Below are 16,737 nucleotides of genomic sequence, written 5' to 3'. Positions count from 1 at the left end.
TTTACCTCCGCTTCCTGGCACGTTGGATCGGTGCTGCCTTGCCGCCGACAGACCTCAATGCTTTTTCTATCCTGTCGCTCGAAAAATCCCGGTACATCGGATCAAGGACAAGCGGTGAGTCGAGCGCCACGAGTCCCTGGGCGACAGCAAACTGAAAGAGCCTCTGGTGACCCGGCTTAAGCACCACATAGGGATTGTCCTGCATGGACTCCAACCGAATGACCTCTACCTGAAGCAATGCCCCTATCGATTTGTTCGTCATCCACCGCTCGGTCAGGCCATGTTCGCCCAGCAGTTCTTCTGCATCCTGGAAGCTCAATCCAAGTCGCTGACGCCACGGTTCGTCGAGATCCACGTATTCATTCTCGTTGGACAGGGCGACAGTGAATTCACCTTCCTTGATTCGGGAATCCCTGCTAGTCGGAGAAAAATCGAAAGCATAGAGCGTTTCGTGTTGGTACTGTGAATTTGCTAACTTGATCTCATCAATGATCGGAACAGCCTCTGCTTGGGGCTTCAAGGTCAATCCTCGTATCGAGAAAAACCTCGCTTCCCGTTCATCGACGGGTAGTGAGCGAGTGTTCCGGTTTTCCATTTCTTGGCACGCGACATTGAGCTTCTCAAAAGCGATCAGGTTTCTTGCCGCCTCTGGAACGCTTGCTTGGGAGGATCTCGCGGCAGAGAAACCGCTTTTTTTCAGCACCAGCCGCTCTTTGTAGTTTTCACGCAGTCGCCGGACGATGTGCTGTAAAGCTTGCAGGTGAACCTTCGTGGCCCGCTTAATGCCATCGTATAGTTCGTCCCGAGTGTAGCGCTGCCACTTGGATGGGTCTGTAGGATAAAGTTTATTGAAATGGCGGATGAAAATTTTGTCCTGCCATAGTTCGTAGGCCCGTTCGAAAGGGATCTGATCGCTCATTGGGGTCGCGAATCCAAAAGGCAGATCGAACTTATACGGAGTGCCATCCTCCCGAACATTTGGGAAGAAACTATTCGCTGCATCAAACAAGGAGTAATCGTGGGCAATAGGCAGCCCAACGAGCATTCGTAGAACTTCTTTGACGATGGTCCCTGGCTGGGATTTGAAAGCATCCGGATCGGGCAATAGGTTGTCCGGCGGGAAGAATCGGGTAAGCACCTCGATCAGTTCGATCACGTCAGGGTTTTGCATATGTCGCTCGAACATGCGCTTAAGCTGGCGCACTTCCAGCATGTCCCAGAAAAAGATATGGGAAGAGAGACGGTCCCGGGCGGGTAGACCTGTATTGACGGTCGACACCTCCTCTAACCACTCAGAAACCACGGTTGCAAATTCCTTTAGCCTCTCGCGCTCCGTTTCCGGGTTCATAGCATCGACACGGTCGACGATAAAAATCTTCTCGTCCGTTATAGGAGGATCGCCAGGTTTGCGACCGTGCGGGAAATAGAGCCTCGCCGCGCCCAAGGCAAAGGAGATACCGGAGCCCGGGTCGAAATGAATCGTGATAAAGATGCTTTGATCAGTCCAGGCAGGGATCATGGCGCTACGTCGTCCATCAACCGACAAAGGTGCCTGCTCGGTCAAGGAACGGGCGCGAGTTGCCAGCGTAGGCCCATCCGCCCGCAACTGGTGACTGGAATTGATAACGGATTGCCAGCGATCATCGACGGTAGTCACAGCTTCAGTCAATTCCGCGGTAGTGGTGATGCCATTTGATCGGAGTAGTTCCGCCTGCCCCTGATTGAGCCAGGCCAACCGGGAAAGATGATCGCATTCGGATGCCTTGTCTCGGCAGTAGCGAACGTAGTCGCAAAGCTGGCACTTGGGACCAACATGCCAACTGGTATTCTCCATGTCGGTCTGCAGAACCCTAAGAAGACGATCCTCGAAAAATTGCTTCACGTGGACTTCATAGATTTCATACGGAACCCGAATCAGTGTTTCGCTGAGGGCCTCGGAAATAGGATCTGCAGCTCCTTTGGCCTGATGAAGCTGGACCAGATTCCTGAACGCATTGATGTCGTGGCTTCCGGGCCAGATGGTACCTTCCGCAGAAACGGCATATCTGTCACTAAGCCCCTCTTGCTGGATGGCTGTAGCCAATGCCAAAGCGTAATAGGTCACCTCTGTGAAGTGCCGCAGGGATGGCTCCGCAGCCATTTTTACATCAATGATATGGATTTCGTATTCAGGTGCAGTTCTATTGCCGATCAGCGGCGCACCAATACCACCCGGACGTATCCAAAGGATATCCGGCCGCACTCTTACCTGATCGAGACCGAAATCGTCGTATGCCTTTTGAAGGCCGGGAGTAATGTTTGTGGGAACCGTGAACTCCGCCTCGATAATAGTCTGTGGTGGTTCCTGTTGTCGAAGGATGTCAAAAAGGTTCTGGATCTTCTTGAAGGGCTTCCGTCCCAGAAGATCATCGGCCTTGTCCTCGAGAAGGAACACAACTTTCCCATTATCAGAGGTGTCGATTAGATCCTGGTATTTGTCGGCTTCCCAACGCCTCCCGGCCGCCTTGATAAGTTCAATACCAGGTCGTTTGTAGGTTTCGGTTGAGATTCCAATTGAATCCCTTTCGGCATCGCTGGCCAGTCGAAACCGGAGAAACCGGTCACAATCGAATTTGAATGTTAGGGCAAGCGTTCCTTTATCGAGTTTCGCCATCACGTCTCTCCCGGGGGTGGTATGTTCTTCAATGCATCCGACATCGGTCGTGTGCTGGTATCCGCCTCGCCTAAGAAACCTCTACTGACGACTAACGCCCGAGCTAAATTAGTGAAATCTGGTATTTTGAAGCCGATCCGTTTGTGGGGGGACAAAGCCTCAAAGTGAGATTCCGCCTCCAAGACAGCTTCTTTGAAAGAGGTTTCGCTGATTACCGGAACGCCTCTATTTATGCTGTCTTTCTTCTTGCGACAGACCAGCACCGCGTCCCACTTGATGGTGCCATCGTAAGTATGGAGACCTCCTTGGCCTTCGCCACGCATGGGCAGAACCTTGGTTACTGAGAGTCCCGAATGAAGCAGTGCCGTGCCGAGAGCATCCCATGCCGATGCTAGTTTATGGTGGTAGGTGAACACGCAGATCCCATCGGGCTTGAGCACGCGGTTGCATTCCATGAAAATCTGTTGAAGTCGTTCCTGGTATCCCTTGATGGCTTTATCGGATCGTCGAGTGATGGCTAGGTTCTGCAGTATAGGAGCCGAAGTGATGTTGTCGTCATACGGGGGGGGGGCGATTCTCAAAACCTGATGCCAGGCTAAATAGAAGTCCGAGAGTTCCGAGTAGCTCAGATTGTCGAAATATGGTGGATCAGTCAGCACGAGATCCACTGAGCTGTCTGGTAGTAAATGGAGTTCCTCGGAAGACTGGGTTTCAATCGCCGCAGTGGCGCTACCGCTCAATACATCATCGACAGAACCAAGACAGGTTTGTTTGCACTCGAAATCATCTTCATAAGCGACTCTGGCACCTTCCGGGTGCAGCTCGTGGGGCGCTTTAGCAAACGCAATCGCCTTCGATATTTTCCGTACCGTGTTGATGAACGTCCCCCGTCCGACGCCATCCTGCCAAGGGTTCAGCTCGACCGGACGGGTGATGTGCCGGTATGAGTGAATGGAGAACATCGGACTGGTTCGGCGGTAGCCAAACGCATAGGCCGTGTACATGCAGTTCGTTGTGAGATGTTCACTGAAGGCCAGCTCAAGGCAGCGCCGCGCCTCATCGTTTTCTACTCGATTGATGGCCGAACCGAGAAGGTGCAGGTGGAGCTTCTGCCGGTCGTTGAAAAAGTCTGCGTAATGCCTAATCCCATGGATCAGTGGCCGACCATCCGAACGACCTTCGCGGGGAATGCTTCTTGTCGGCACAAGCAAGCTATTCCCGATCATCCGCAGCTTTAGGGTGGCTCGGTCGTACAACGCTCGGTCCGCCTCTTCGACGCGCTTGAAATGCCTTGTGCAGTTCTTGCCAGTTCCGATCAGATACTCCTGGGCAAAGAGCCTCCAAGTGGGGCGTTCGGCACCGTCAAGGTCATCCGCTGCGATCTTCTGTGTGTGCTTGCAGGTCGGGCAGGTCATGCTCCCATTGCCGTGCGTGCCCGCGCTGATAGTGGTGCGCTTGCCGCAAGAGCAGTAAAGCACCTTGCGTTCAATCGGTAATTCGTGGACCGCATGACATTCCTTGCAGAATACCCACTGCAGACCCTTATCTTTGGAGTAGGCCAGTTGAAAATGGGGATGGAGTTCTACATCGTTCTGGCAATTCGAGCACTGCTTCACTTGGACCCAGAAATGATGAAGAACATCCCGTTCGACGCCATCGACCATGGTCCGATGCAACGGTGTAGTGTGCTTGGCGACCTCATTGCAAATCTGATTGATTTCCGGGTAGCGATCCTCCATCTGAGAGGCGGTCAATTCAAATCGGGTAATGAAGGTCGCGATTGGGTCTATATCAAAACCAATCACTCGGGCGTTGCAGCGCATAGACTCAACCAGACTTGTCCCGCCGCCAATGAATGGATCGAGAACGACAGCACCATGCAAGGAGGTCTTGCCAAGATAGGTATCCCAAAATTCATCGGCCTTACTTGGGGGAAGGGTCAGCGCAGTAAGGATCGAACGGAACTGAGAGCCCACCCGGCGAGCAAACCAGCGGTGGACCCGATACAAAGGATTAGAGCTCTGTCCTTCACGCAGGGCGAGTTCGGCGATCTGGACAATCGGAATATTACCCTCCTCCAGCAAGGTATGGGCAAGCCAACCGCCAAAGGTGTCACCTCCACAACTTTCCATGGTTTGCTTTGTCTGCACTATTTTAACCATAGGGCTCCATTACCAACCCTTCGAAATCTGAAAATGGTGATTTCCATGGGGCTCGATAGCCTCCCAGGGAATGCCAAGAGAGGATTCCATCCAGATCGACTGAATTGTCATTTCTGTTCTTCCTGCCCATTCGCTTTGCTCCTGCCCGCCACGCTGCCACTCTTTACCCAATCGTCAACTTCATCTTTCTTAAACTTCCAAAGACGTCCCATACGGTGGGCGGGCATACCATGTTTGTCAATCCAGCGATAAACGGTGTCACTGCTGACACCGAGGTACTTGCCTATCTCGTCTACTGATAACCAGCGGTCTTCCATCTCGGACATTACTTGCTCCTCATAGGTGGGGCCTGCCATGGCATTTGGGGCTGAGGTAGTTAATACCATTGCTATTAGTTGTCGAGTATATGCTACGACTCTTTGAGCTTCTATTGGTTTTAAACGCTTTGTACCGCATAGGTCCGCATTAATTCGTTTTAATCTGTCTTGTTGGCCTGTGGAAAGCAATAAATAACCTCCAAAGTCATCGGTCTGAATCCTACAGGTTTAACAGATATCTCAGAGTCATTTAAGGTGGCTTAAAGAGAGGTGCCCATGAGCGGTAAACGTTATCCTGAAGGGTTTAAAATTGAAGCAATAAAACAAGTTGTTGATCGTGGTAATTCTGTTTCCAGAATTGCAACACGTCTTGATATCACCACCCACAGTCTTTACGCCTAGAGAAAGAAGTAATGGCCGGATTCTTCCACAATTTCGGGGTCAGAATGAGCGCTGTTCATCAGTGTGCTGACGGGTACCGTACTCTGGTCATGCCTGAACCACGGTCTTTCGACTGAGTTCCACGGTTACACACTCAAAGCACAACTACAGGATGTACAGGTCAGCATTCCATGGTTTACGGTTGCGGCTTCGTCAGCAGTGATAAAATGTCCGTTGCCGGTATTCGCGAGATAGCATTTCATCATTCGCATGCCAGTCTCCTTAAATACACCGCAAGGATCACGAGCAGGCAGAGCGCAGGTAAAGACGATGGCGGTTTTTGGCCGCCGGTAAGCGTGAGTGTTCTCATATTTTTTCTCCATTGCAGCCAGATACCGCGCAGGCGCACTCCATCCCGTTCAGGGCTGAAAGACAGAGAAAACGTGGCGGTATGACTGCAGAAAGGGTTATCGGGTATTAAGCGGATGACAGTACGGGGCGAAACTGACGGTCAATTTCGGGGCTTACAAAGGATTCCTTCTGCTTCCGCAACCAAGGGAAAAGTCGCTTCCTGCATTGTGCTGGCTTATCTGACACTACCCCCGAATGAGCGGGCTTCCCTGCTGTACACTTTGGTGCGTTCTTTGGCAAAGTAAGTCAGGTGGTTCAGCAGACTCCTACGTTGTTTCTCAAAACGGTCCTCGCGAATCGCTTCCAGAATGTGTGGCGTGTTATTGAAGGACACCAGTGTTCTGTATTCAGGAAACCCAAGCAGACCTGTCGCACTCAGCCAGGCCTCACAGATATAGCTCCCCAGATTACGGTCTTGCTTCGAATAATCTCCCAGGCAGTTGAAGGTATCTTTGTTAACGAATATCGCGACGTGGTAGTGCGGTTTACCACTGGCTCCCGTCTCACGTACCCAGACGACTCTCAGGTCCGTTGGACACACCTGAAGACCTTCCCGCCTGCGTTGGTGCTGATGAACGGCTATACGGGCTTTCAGCGCCCCTTTGAAGCGTTCCATTATCCCGACCTGCAGATTGGGAATACAGGCTATAGAATCCCCTTTGTCGCGGTACTCAGGCAGTCTGAGAACGAAGGTGAAAACGGCAGTTCTGGGGTGAGCCTCTGTCGCTAAATTGATGATTTCCCCCATACGCTTCATGTAATCAGGATTCAGTGGGCCAAATTTACTGTCGGGCATAAGTGTAACTCCTGCTGGTTTGATTCAGACGTGCGAAGCCCCTGCCGGAGCAAATGGCAGTAACGAACGAATGAGGGTTAAAGTTTCTGACGGTGGAAAGGTATAGCGCTGCCTGATGCTCATCTACTGACGCTGAGGCTTTAACTAACGATGAATACACTTACCTGCTGGTATTTATTATGATGCTGAACGGAAGTCATCCTGGCTATTGTCAGTCGTCGCGATTTGATATCTCCCCCCGATGAGAGAACGGTGTGGTTAGTGTTTTTAGGGGGTGAAAGGATTCTTTAATTTTATTTTAAAGAACTGCCTGGGTGAGTCTTTACACCTGTATTAACTGAGATCAGCACCCTGCGTTTTATTTTATTTGCGTATTTCGCCAGCTCGTTAATTTAATTTCTACGAACTAATTAGTTAGTGTGCCTCATATTATTGTCACTTAATCCTTTACCTTCATATATTATATTATCATTGTCTTGCATCTTGCTCTGCTATATTGGTTAATACCTTGCTAATGTAATATATATACTGTACCAAGTTGCATGACTAGCTAATAACCAGGCCTTGTCAGGTCCGGGATTATATATTTTAAGTCCTCAGCTTTTACTCCAGGGTTACCAGTTCAGGATACAAAAAAACTTATTCCCGGAGAGACTGACATTCACAACTGAAAGACCGGATACCGTCATGTGATAGACGAAGTTGACTGGCAACAGTCAGTTGCTCCTCAGACAATCCGGTGGCAGAAAGGGCAGGGTTTAGCACCACAATACTGACGGCGGCAGCGTGGACATATCCAGCGGGTCGGGATACCAGCAGACACTGCGCGTGAGGTTTTTGCTGATACAGCTTTTCTTCTGTTGAACTTCAGCGCAGACATGGTTAGTTACCCCGTGAGTCAGCAATACGCTGCTGCATCCAGGCTTCCACTTCGCTCTTCAGCCAGCGAGAACTGCGCCCCAGTTTAATGGGCTTCGGGAACTGGCCTTCGCTGATGAGTTTGTAGAACCACTTGTCCGTCATTTCGGTGTAGGTGGTAATGAATGTCATATCGACAAGCTGGTCATTAAGCAGTGCGGGGGATGTGTTCATGGAAATCTCCTTTACGTTAAAAGTGAAGGAGGAATGACTGTTCTCAGTGTTGTGTTGCAGCCTTCCTCAGAGGATGGGAAGGACGAGTAAAAAATTACGTCACGAACTGTATGGCAGGCTTCTTCATCCTGCTCAGACAAAAGGTTATGTATAAGGTATTCAAAACACCAGCGTGTGCTATCCTGCTTATATTAATAAAGTACAATAAGTGCTGCACTTATTTGTTACATAAAGTGCAGCACCTATGGAGAAAAAATGCCCAGCCATCATCGAATCACTATCAACCTGCCAACCCGAAAGTTTTTCAGTGATCTGAAGGGACTGGCACAGAAGCGAGGTTTCACTCTGTCGAAGCTCATCCTGGAAATCATCATTGCAGGCCTGAGATTCGATGCATCTTCAGCACGATTTCTGGAGGAGTTACGTAATGAGTTAAAAGAAGGTAATGCAGGGGAAAAGAGTTTTACCAGGGATGAGACGCACATTTTGCATGGTACATCCATAGTGGTGCCGAATGAGGATAAGGATACCAGCGATGCCTATGAGAGGATTATACTGAAAGCTCATGAATGTCACCTTCGTGTGTATGAATTCACAATTCCTGATTTAAGCAGTAAGAGCGAGTTCGACCCTAAAGCCAGAAGGAAAATGAGTGACGATGCCAGAACTGAAGTTTTGGCTATGTTGAGAGCATTTATTATTAAGGAGATACCTGTTATTACTCAGTTTATGGGAGGAACGCCTGATTTTCTCCATTTATTCGTTAAAAAGGCAATTGTTCAGTACGATAAGGATAATGATTTAAAATGCAATGTCAGAATTCTGACCACACTGCATGTATTACCCCTTTTTTTTAATGACGTTGTTAACAGCAGACTTGATTTTCCCGAAATCAGATTCAGACAGTTCAAAACACTGGCAGTTGATGGCTGGGATAAAAATAAATATGAGAGAATGGTGTATATTGAGCGCGCTTCAGGAACGAAGTCAGGAGGGTATTTTATTGGACTGGACTGGAATAAGAGGGACAGTGTGGATGAAATTTATGAAGGCTATGAGATGTTCACGATAGGTGATGCGGAAAAAGAGAAAGATATGCGCTATAAAGTGCATATGCACTCCCGTGATGTGAAATTCAAAAATACGCCAACGCTTTCACTTTCAAAAAAAGACAACCAGATATCACCACTGTGAGTATGGCAGCCAGTATTGCTGCCGCACCTTGTTTAACTCACGGAGGTCAATGTGTCAGACTCTACCCCTACCGGGCAAATTCCTGATGCCCTGCATCAACCCTTATCCCGTTTCCCGGGCATTCTGTCGGATGCGATAGTGGAACGCCTGCTCCGGTGCGTTCACTACGAACCGGTGATTGGCATCATGGGAAAATCGGGGGCAGGTAAATCCACCATGTGTAATACTCTCTTCAGCCCACCGCCCGCCAGTGTTGACCCCGTCAGGGGCTGCACCCGCCACGTTCACCGCTATCAGGTTATTCGTAGTACACGAACGCTTCATATTGCCGATTTCCCCGGCATTGCGGAAACCCCGGAACCTGACAGGCAGTATCGTCGTCTGTACCGGGCATGGGCCCCGAAGCTGGACCTGATTGTCTGGGCGCTGAAGGCGGACGACCGCGCCTGGAAAGATGACCTGCGCTGTTATCGCGAATTACTGAACGCGGGAGCTGCGCCAGAGCGTTTTCTGTTTGTTCTCACCCAGGCGGATAAAATGGAGCCCTGTCGCGAGTGGGATAATGCAAATCACCAGCCGTCACCCCGCCAGGCTGAGAATCTCCGGGCTAAAACTGAGCTTGCTGGAACGCTGTTTGCGGTTGTCCATCCGGTCATTGCGGTATCCGCAGCGGAAAATTACCACCTGGAGGAGTGGGCGGAAGCGTTGATTAGGGCGCTACCGGTAAGCAGCAGTAGTGCTGTTTTCCATCATCTTAACCCTGAGCTACGAACGGAATGTGTGCAGGAAACCGCCCGCGAGTGCTTTGTCCATGCCACAGGCAACATTTTTGATGAAGCTGTTGCTGCCATACAGACATCAGGCAGGCTGGTGCGCCGGTTACAGCGACTCCGACTGCGATTCCTGGCGGTTATCCATGCTGTCTGGCATCTCCTGTTCTGATTTCACCGTGCTTTTTTCACTGCCGTTTCGATCTGTTTCGACGATCGAAATGTTTATTGATGATAGTTAACAGCTATTAAATGTAACACATTGATCGTTATTATTGATAGATATCAGCGATCAGTTTACGCATATCGATCTGAATTAACAATTATCCCGCCTTCTGATTAGTCAGTACGATCTGTGCTGAATGTGAGGATATCCCCAGTATTCGTTTTATTTAATTAATTGTTTATAAAGGAATATTTTATGTGTGCTTTTATGCCTGCGATGACGGGTGTCTGTATCCACAGGGAGACCCTGAGATGAAATCCTATCCATTACAGCGTCAGGACATTTTTGCCTGGTGCCTCGCGGTTGTACTTCCGGCAATATGGGTGGTGCTGTACCTGAACTTTCCACAGACTGCCGCACTTGTCATTTATCTTGTCGTCGCACTGGTCTGGGTATTGCTGGACCGGACAAACCTGATGAAGCAGGGCATCACGCCACCTTCTTTTATCTGGTTCTGGTTTCCGGTGGTGTACCTGCGCCAGCGTGACCAGATGCAGGGTAAACCGTGGCGATTGATGCAGGTCTGGCTGCTGTGTACAGTGCTGTCATTCGTGGCGATATACCAGCTCAACCAGCAGTCAGGTACAGATAATCTGGCGCAAAGTGCCTGTACCGTGGTGACGAAAATCCTGCGTGATGAAGGATATGACGAACGCTGCATGCGTGTGACGGATATGCAGGAAGAAGTGAGAGGACGTTTCTGGCGGGCACAGGCGTTGCTGAACACCGGTGTAAAGGAGCCCGTGACCATTGAGGTCAGGGGCCGGGATATTTATGTCGTATTACCCGAAGCAGGAGAGTGAAGAAGATGGTAACAGTAAAAAGTATTTCCCGATGTCTGGTGCTTAATGCGGTGATTTTATTCTCCGTGACATCAGTGGCACATGCAGCCACACAGGACACACTTCGTCAGGCACATTACCAGCGCTGTGCAAAACCGGTGTTTTACGCACAGACTACGAATCACAAAAAAGAGGTGGAGATTTGCATTGTCACGCCGTCGGTCTCGTATTCATTCGGTAAGGTTGGTGCAAAAAGCAAAGAGATGAATCTTACTGTTCCTGCGGGTAGTACCACTTACGCGTACCAGAACAACCAAGTCATCAGTATTCAGGATTTTACGGTCAGAAATGGTGATACCAGTTATCAGGTTTCAGCTGGTTCGAATGATTCCGGAGAGCCATTTGCTTCCCTTTATGTCTATAAGGGCACCCCGGAGACCGGAAAACTGCTCGCAGAGATAAAACTTGACCCGGATACGGTAGCTAACAACATCGGCCATTCACTGGCAGAAGAGGGGGTTATACAGGCTGACAGCCTCTGATAGCAGCATCTACCGGATGACATCAATACGGTTTTATGCCCCATGACACAGCCGGTTGATTGGAAGAAATCTAAATGAAGTGAGTTAGCAGTACAAACCAGCAAGAGTGCTTTTACCTTTAACTAGTAATCCGTAACGTCTGTACGGTGCTGCTTGTAAAAAAGAATCTGCAACCTTCGCCGGTGAATACTGAACCGGTGATACACCACTGCACTGACAGGGCTGTTCCTCCTTCTGGAGGAACAGCCCTTTTCTTTTCCTGCCACATAAGGAGTTAACCATGCGTTTAGCCAGCCGCTTTGGTTGGATTAACCAGATACGACGCGACAGGCCACTGACTCACGAAGAACTGATGAGCCATGTCCCCAGCATCTTCGGTGAGGACAAACATGCGTCCCGCAGTGAACGCTACACCTGGATACCGACCATCACTATCCTGGAAAACCTGCAGCGCGAAGGTTTTCAGCCATTCTTCGCCTGTCAGACCAGAGTGCGTGACCAGAGTAAGCGTGAACACACGAAGCATATGTTGCATCTGCGTCGTACCGGACAAATCACCGGTCATCTGGTACCGGAGATAATTCTGCTCAATTCACATGACGGAAGCAGTTCATACCAGATGCTGCCCGGCATCTTCCGCAGTGTCTGTACCAACTCGCTCATCTGTGGACAGTCGTTTGGTGAAATACGTGTTCCGCACCGGGGGGATGTGGTCAGTCAGGTCATTGAGGGGGCTTATGAGGTCCTTGGCATCTTTGACCGGGTGGAAGAGAAACGCGACGCCATGCAGTCACTTTTATTACCGCCACCGGCACAACAGGCACTGGCAAATGCCGTACTCCAGTACCGTTATGGTGAAGACCACCAGCCGGTGACGGCATCGCAGATACTGACACCCCGCCGCTATGAAGACCGTCAGAACGACCTGTGGACTACTTACCAGAGACTGCAGGAGAACCTGCTGAAAGGTGGGCTACCGGGGCGTACCGCGAAGGGCAAACGCAGTCATACCCGCGCCGTTAACGGTATCGACGGTGACGTGAAACTTAACCGTGCTTTATGGGTGATGGCGGAAAACATGCTGGAACTCTCCGGTAAATAATCCCCCGCGTTTCCTCACTGATATCCCGCTTTATTCCCCCACAGATTTACCTCATTAATGAACAAGGAAAAATCAGCATGACCGACAACACACTGCCACTGTTCACACCCTCAGAATCCGTTCATGTTGCGTCTCAACATCAGATTACCGCAACACAGGTATCCGATGAGAACCGCATCAGCTTCTGGCCGCAGCATTTCGGCAGCATTCCACAGTGGATAACCCTCGAACCGCACATCTTCGCGTGGATGGACCGCTTCTGCGCTGACTACCATGGCGGTATCTGGACCTTTTTCACTCTCAGTAACGGCGGTGCTTTTATGGTGCCGGAAACTGGTGAGGACAGTGATGAGAGTTCATGGACGCTGTTCAACTCCATGAACGGCAACGGTGCGGACATGTGCGCGGAAGCCGCCGGTATTGCGGTCTGTCTTATAGCTTACAGTCATCATGCCTGCCGTACCGAATGTGACGCCATGACGGAACACTATTACCGCCTGCGGGATTACGCTCTGCTGCATCGCGAGTGTCAGGCCATTATGCGCATCATTGATTAGGAGTTTCAGACTATGCCCGACATGGCGGCATTACCCGTACAGTCACAACCCGACATGTTCCCTTCTTCAGTACATCCACAACAACAGCCCATCATGACCCCGTATGCACAGCGCACCATTCGTCGGGCGCTGAACATCCTGGAACGTCAGTTACGTGAGCCCGGTGCGGTATTCTCCTCCAGTAACTCTGTTCGCAACTGGCTGCGCCTGCAGATGACACTGGAAGAAAAAGAGGTATTCATGGTGCTTTTTCTGGATAACCAGCATCGTCTTATTGCGTACGAAACGCTGTTCACCGGCACCATCAACCATACGCAGGTCCATCCCCGTGAGGTGGTGAAGGCTGCACTGAAGCACAACGCTGCAGCTGTCATTGTGGCGCATTGCCACCCTTCGGGACTTGCGGAACCCAGTCTGGCTGACCGCCATATTACAGAGCGTCTTAAACAGGCGCTGGACCTGGTGGATATCCGCCTTCCGGACCATCTGGTCGTTGGCGGCATGGATATTGTTTCCTTCGCCGAATCGGGCTGGCTTTAAAGGGGAAGGAGGAAATACGGGTGAAAATCATCAGCAAGCGCCATGCGATGACGATATACCGCCGGTATCCACAACCCAGGCTGTTTCGCTTCTGTACCGGCAGATATCACTGGTCCGGCAGTGTCTGCCACTATGCAGGCCGGGAGGTACAGGACATTCGCGGTGTGCTGGCGGTCTTCGCAGAACGTCGTCAGTACCGCAACGGTCCGTATGTGGTACTGCGCTGCGTCACCCTGAATTAACTTTGTTTAAGGAGCACGACAATGTCGAATACCACACGGCCAGAAGACCATCACATCGCTGAACCCTGGTGGGGACTGAAACGCAGTGTCACCCCGTGTTTTGGTGCCCGTCTGGTACAGGAAGGCAACCGCCTGCATTATCTGGCTGACCGCGCCAGTATCACCGGTAAATTCAGTGATACAGATTTACGTCACCTCGACCAGGCATTTCCGGTACTGATGAAGCAGCTTGAACTGATGCTGACCAGTGGTGAACTCACTCCCCGCCATCAGCACTGCGTTACGCTGTATGCGAAGGGACTCACCTGCGAAGCGGGCTCCCTCGGGTCACACGGCTACATTTATATAGCAATTTATCCCACGCCAGCCAGAACAGCGTAACCCATTACGCCACCACACACTGATATTTCCTTTCCCGGTTCCATTCTTCCACATAACATCGAGAACACCCTATGCAGACTCAACCAGCACCCCACAGGCGGGTGGTACCATCACGCCCGTCCCCCATCAAAATCTGGCAAATACTGTTCGCATACCTGCTGGACAAACACTACGGTCTTACGCTTAACGACACACCGTTTGGTGATGAACAGGTCATTGCACAGCATATTGACGCTGGTATCCCCCTGATAGACGCACTCAACTTTATTGTCGAAAAATGTGACCTGGTACGCACCGACCGGCCCGGTTTCTCCATCCGCCATCAGTCTCCCTTTATTGGCCACATTGACATACTCCGAGCCAGACGGGCCACCGGTCTGATGAAACGTAACGGGTACAAAGCGGTGACCGATATCACTACCGGTAAATACGGTGGAGTGACAGGATGAAGATGTCTCTGACCATGGAAGCAGATACCGTCAACATACTAGCCCTCAATATGAGCCGATTCTCCGTTGATATCGATGGTATTGAACTGACCGATCTGATTAATGTGGTCTGTGATGACAGTTATACGCATCGTGTTGCTGATGAACCCGGAAAGCGGGTTGCGGCATGTGATAAGCGTCATCAACACCTGGCCAGGCAACCGCGTGAAAGAGCTGCTGCCCTGGAATGTAACCCTGCCTGTAAACTAAATCTTACCCTACGTTCTACACGGGGCGCTTACCCCGAACGGGTAGTTAAACAGAATGATATCATTGCCAGACACTATCCAGAGGAGTTAGAGTTAATTTCGCAATCAGTCCTAGGGATTGATTAGATAGTGTATTTTTGTCTCCTCTCCCCCTCCGGCAAAACGATTTGGGGGTGCTTATGGGGGTTACTCATTAATAAAACACAAAATATTAGTTTTAAATCAACAAATTAACCATCAAATGCGACTCCTGTGATCTCCGCCAGTTTGCTTCTACTGAACGCCAGTGAAGTCAACCAATGTCTTCACTTGATATATCAAGCTTACTTTTCATTCTTAAGCCAGCAGACTGGATTTACCCAAGCTCATCACACACCTTCTGCGAGCACGGCAACGTCTTTTGAAGACTTGCTGGTTGACACCAACGAAAATAAACCACTTCCTGATGCGTTTTTTGAGTAATCTGAAAAACGATTTCACCACTGTTTCATCCCTGCAGTCATCTACCGCGACGACTCATGTCTGGTATCAGCCCCAGGCTGATTGTCTCACCTGTTAGCCTGTACACAGCAACGCAAGCGCCGCAAAAAAGCATCTGCGCAAATATAAGGATTAGTCCAGTTTTTCGCAAAATGAAACGTATACTAAGATTAGTAAAACTACACTCTTGGTACTGTATAGATGATGACACAAGCACTCAACAAATACATTCTGTATTGGGTTGAACAAACATTATATAGCGGAGTCGATATTGATGAACTAGTCAAAACGGTTGGTTACAGCAGACGGACTTTAGAAAAGATATTTTGGCAGGAACACCAACAGACATTAGGTCAATATATTTTCAAACGTAAAATGACACGGGCTGCCATAACACTCTGGATGACAAAATTATCAGTAACAGAAATCGCGTTGCAGTTGCATTATTATAGCGGGCAGAATTTCGCCAGAGCATTTCGGCGTTACTTTGGCAAAAGCCCGACTGCTTATAGAAAATCGCATGTGTGGGACAGTACATTCCTTCAGATGTCACTGCTTCACTTAATGCCAGAATTTGAACCAAGTACTATTGTTCTTGAGAACCCGAGAACTATTACAGGTAAAGAAGTAAATTATCTGGCCAGTTACATATTCATTGAGGACCAAAGTTTTACAAAACATGTCAAACCTTTAATTGACGAGTTATCTCAAAATGGTATTAAAGATATCTGGGTGGCAGCGTCCTTAAGCAAAACAGATACTTTGTCTAGTAATAGAAATGGATTAATTCATATTCAAGCCATTACAGGGGAAATGTCTACATGTAACAGTAGCGATGAAAAATCCAAAAGTATTATACCAGCAGGACAATATGCCTCATTCATTTTTTCAGGCACCTGGAGTGAATTTATCATTTACAGTCGACAGATATATATAAAAACATTCTCAAACTATAACTTACATTGGTTAGGAAAAACATGCTTCATAAATTTCAACACGTTAAATAAAGAGCAGGATAAAGTAGAATGCAACTTTCTCATTCCAGTCGTAAATATGAAAAAGAAATAGATAACAGTATATTAATGTATCGAGAGAAATTACTTATTGCGGGAGAGGTTGATCCCATAGTATTTCTACTTTTGATAAAAATATCATCAATCCGCAGTGAAAAAGTCATTAATTCATTATATGATTACTTTGTAGCAGGAGAATCTCGCAATATAGCATGTGACAGACACGGTGTCAGTCAGGGTTTTCTTTCTCTAAAAATAAAGGCCCTTCAGGACCTGAGCCATCAGATAAAAAAAATATCAAGATACTTTTAATAAAAACATCACAAGAATAAAAATTCATTTTAACGACGTGAACTATCTCTGTAATTACGTCTGAGCATTTCCATCTGGTCGTGTCTG

17 protein-coding genes and 3 pseudogenes are annotated in these 16,737 nt (G+C 49.1%); 14 read left to right on the top strand and 6 right to left on the bottom strand.

Features of this window, described 5'->3' with window-relative positions; genetic code table 11:
- Position 1: 1 nt before the first annotated feature.
- The 3 genes from AC534G_RS00430 to AC534G_RS00420 all read right to left on the bottom strand — a co-directional run bounded on the left by AC534G_RS00430 (position 2) and on the right by AC534G_RS00420 (position 5,141).
- Positions 2–2,653, bottom strand: coding sequence for a hypothetical protein (locus tag AC534G_RS00430; protein ID WP_159121602.1), 2,652 nt, complete (start codon positions 2,651–2,653; stop codon positions 2–4).
- On the bottom strand, positions 2,653–4,815 hold the full coding sequence (locus AC534G_RS00425) for a DNA methyltransferase (protein WP_159121601.1): 2,163 nt from the start codon (positions 4,813–4,815) through the stop codon (positions 2,653–2,655). The genes AC534G_RS00430 and AC534G_RS00425 overlap by 1 nt, the downstream gene beginning before the upstream one ends.
- 107 nt (positions 4,816–4,922) lie before the next feature.
- Complete coding sequence (locus AC534G_RS00420) at positions 4,923–5,141, bottom strand: helix-turn-helix domain-containing protein (RefSeq protein ID WP_159121600.1); 219 nt, start codon at positions 5,139–5,141, stop codon at positions 4,923–4,925.
- Between the two features lie 267 nt (positions 5,142–5,408).
- On the opposite strand from AC534G_RS00420, the pseudogene AC534G_RS00415 reads away from it, so the two are divergent.
- Positions 5,409–5,531: pseudogene (locus AC534G_RS00415) on the top strand (transposase); the annotation flags it as partial.
- Here AC534G_RS00415 and AC534G_RS00410 read toward each other — a convergent pair.
- The 3 genes and pseudogenes from AC534G_RS00410 to AC534G_RS00400 form a co-directional block, all read right to left on the bottom strand.
- Positions 5,531–5,776 (bottom strand): annotated as a pseudogene (locus AC534G_RS00410) (DUF7828 domain-containing protein). The pseudogenes AC534G_RS00415 and AC534G_RS00410 overlap by 1 nt on opposite strands.
- Positions 5,777–6,099: 323 nt before the next feature.
- Complete coding sequence (locus tag AC534G_RS00405; RefSeq protein WP_496594474.1) at positions 6,100–6,720, bottom strand: inovirus Gp2 family protein; 621 nt, start codon at positions 6,718–6,720, stop codon at positions 6,100–6,102.
- An 882-nt stretch (positions 6,721–7,602) separates the two neighbouring features.
- Positions 7,603–7,812, bottom strand: a complete 210-nt coding sequence (locus tag AC534G_RS00400) for a helix-turn-helix transcriptional regulator (RefSeq protein WP_054181055.1) — start codon at positions 7,810–7,812, stop codon at positions 7,603–7,605.
- Between the two features lie 255 nt (positions 7,813–8,067).
- On the opposite strand from AC534G_RS00400, the gene AC534G_RS00395 reads away from it, so the two are divergent.
- The 13 genes and pseudogenes from AC534G_RS00395 to AC534G_RS00335 all read left to right on the top strand — a co-directional run bounded on the left by AC534G_RS00395 (position 8,068) and on the right by AC534G_RS00335 (position 16,650).
- A complete protein-coding gene (locus AC534G_RS00395; RefSeq protein WP_159121597.1) occupies positions 8,068–9,006 on the top strand; it encodes a hypothetical protein in 939 nt (312 codons plus the stop codon).
- 51 nt (positions 9,007–9,057) lie between these two features.
- Positions 9,058–9,948 (top strand): GTPase family protein, encoded by an 891-nt coding sequence (locus AC534G_RS00390; protein ID WP_233638793.1) that lies wholly within the window; start codon positions 9,058–9,060, stop codon positions 9,946–9,948.
- Positions 9,949–10,253: 305 nt separating this feature from the next.
- Positions 10,254–10,805, top strand: a complete 552-nt coding sequence (locus AC534G_RS00385) for a hypothetical protein (protein WP_159121596.1) — start codon at positions 10,254–10,256, stop codon at positions 10,803–10,805.
- 5 nt (positions 10,806–10,810) lie between these two features.
- The gene (locus AC534G_RS00380; RefSeq protein ID WP_233638792.1) at positions 10,811–11,326 is read left to right on the top strand and encodes a hypothetical protein; all 516 of its coding nucleotides are present in this window, start codon (positions 10,811–10,813) and stop codon (positions 11,324–11,326) included.
- Between the two features lie 280 nt (positions 11,327–11,606).
- Positions 11,607–12,428, top strand: coding sequence for a DUF932 domain-containing protein (locus AC534G_RS00375; protein ID WP_496594473.1), 822 nt, complete (start codon positions 11,607–11,609; stop codon positions 12,426–12,428).
- Positions 12,429–12,505: 77 nt separating this feature from the next.
- Positions 12,506–12,985 (top strand): antirestriction protein, encoded by a 480-nt coding sequence (locus tag AC534G_RS00370; RefSeq protein WP_159121594.1) that lies wholly within the window; start codon positions 12,506–12,508, stop codon positions 12,983–12,985.
- A gap of 54 nt (positions 12,986–13,039) precedes the next feature.
- Positions 13,040–13,525, top strand: coding sequence for a RadC family protein (gene radC / locus AC534G_RS00365; protein ID WP_216436730.1), 486 nt, complete (start codon positions 13,040–13,042; stop codon positions 13,523–13,525).
- Positions 13,526–13,545: 20 nt separating this feature from the next.
- Complete coding sequence (locus AC534G_RS00360) at positions 13,546–13,767, top strand: DUF987 family protein (protein ID WP_159121593.1); 222 nt, start codon at positions 13,546–13,548, stop codon at positions 13,765–13,767.
- A 21-nt stretch (positions 13,768–13,788) separates the two neighbouring features.
- On the top strand, positions 13,789–14,148 hold the full coding sequence (locus AC534G_RS00355) for a type IV toxin-antitoxin system YeeU family antitoxin (RefSeq protein WP_159121592.1): 360 nt from the start codon (positions 13,789–13,791) through the stop codon (positions 14,146–14,148).
- Positions 14,149–14,219: 71 nt separating this feature from the next.
- On the top strand, positions 14,220–14,597 hold the full coding sequence (locus tag AC534G_RS00350) for a TA system toxin CbtA family protein (protein WP_216436699.1): 378 nt from the start codon (positions 14,220–14,222) through the stop codon (positions 14,595–14,597).
- Positions 14,594–14,701: pseudogene (locus AC534G_RS00345) on the top strand (DUF5983 family protein); the annotation flags it as partial. The gene AC534G_RS00350 and the pseudogene AC534G_RS00345, both read left to right, overlap by 4 nt.
- An 825-nt stretch (positions 14,702–15,526) precedes the next feature.
- A complete protein-coding gene (locus AC534G_RS00340; protein ID WP_110496459.1) occupies positions 15,527–16,393 on the top strand; it encodes a helix-turn-helix domain-containing protein in 867 nt (288 codons plus the stop codon).
- On the top strand, positions 16,351–16,650 hold the full coding sequence (locus AC534G_RS00335) for a PapB/FocB family fimbrial expression transcriptional regulator (RefSeq protein WP_233593733.1): 300 nt from the start codon (positions 16,351–16,353) through the stop codon (positions 16,648–16,650). The genes AC534G_RS00340 and AC534G_RS00335 overlap by 43 nt, the downstream gene beginning before the upstream one ends.
- Positions 16,651–16,737 lie beyond the last annotated feature (87 nt).

Source organism: Citrobacter sp. CRE-46 (assembly GCF_059615875.1).
This window is presented reverse-complemented; position numbering and strand designations above follow the sequence as displayed.

Bases quoted from the DNA above. Each gene is read 5' to 3' on its own strand.
- AC534G_RS00355 (WP_159121592.1), top strand. From the start codon at position 13,789: ATGTCGAATACCACACGGCCAGAAGACCATCACATCGCTGAACCCTGG.
- AC534G_RS00430 (WP_159121602.1), bottom strand. From the start codon at position 2,653: ATGGCGAAACTCGATAAAGGAACGCTTGCCCTAACATTCAAATTCGAT.
- AC534G_RS00425 (WP_159121601.1), bottom strand. From the start codon at position 4,815: ATGGTTAAAATAGTGCAGACAAAGCAAACCATGGAAAGTTGTGGAGGT.
- AC534G_RS00370 (WP_159121594.1), top strand. From the start codon at position 12,506: ATGACCGACAACACACTGCCACTGTTCACACCCTCAGAATCCGTTCAT.
- AC534G_RS00335 (WP_233593733.1), top strand. From the start codon at position 16,351: ATGCAACTTTCTCATTCCAGTCGTAAATATGAAAAAGAAATAGATAAC.
- AC534G_RS00375 (WP_496594473.1), top strand. From the start codon at position 11,607: ATGCGTTTAGCCAGCCGCTTTGGTTGGATTAACCAGATACGACGCGAC.
- AC534G_RS00340 (WP_110496459.1), top strand. From the start codon at position 15,527: ATGATGACACAAGCACTCAACAAATACATTCTGTATTGGGTTGAACAA.
- AC534G_RS00405 (WP_496594474.1), bottom strand. From the start codon at position 6,720: ATGCCCGACAGTAAATTTGGCCCACTGAATCCTGATTACATGAAGCGT.
- AC534G_RS00350 (WP_216436699.1), top strand. From the start codon at position 14,220: ATGCAGACTCAACCAGCACCCCACAGGCGGGTGGTACCATCACGCCCG.
- radC (WP_216436730.1), top strand. From the start codon at position 13,040: ATGTTCCCTTCTTCAGTACATCCACAACAACAGCCCATCATGACCCCG.
- AC534G_RS00385 (WP_159121596.1), top strand. From the start codon at position 10,254: ATGAAATCCTATCCATTACAGCGTCAGGACATTTTTGCCTGGTGCCTC.
- AC534G_RS00400 (WP_054181055.1), bottom strand. From the start codon at position 7,812: ATGAACACATCCCCCGCACTGCTTAATGACCAGCTTGTCGATATGACA.
- AC534G_RS00395 (WP_159121597.1), top strand. From the start codon at position 8,068: ATGCCCAGCCATCATCGAATCACTATCAACCTGCCAACCCGAAAGTTT.
- AC534G_RS00380 (WP_233638792.1), top strand. From the start codon at position 10,811: ATGGTAACAGTAAAAAGTATTTCCCGATGTCTGGTGCTTAATGCGGTG.
- AC534G_RS00420 (WP_159121600.1), bottom strand. From the start codon at position 5,141: ATGTCCGAGATGGAAGACCGCTGGTTATCAGTAGACGAGATAGGCAAG.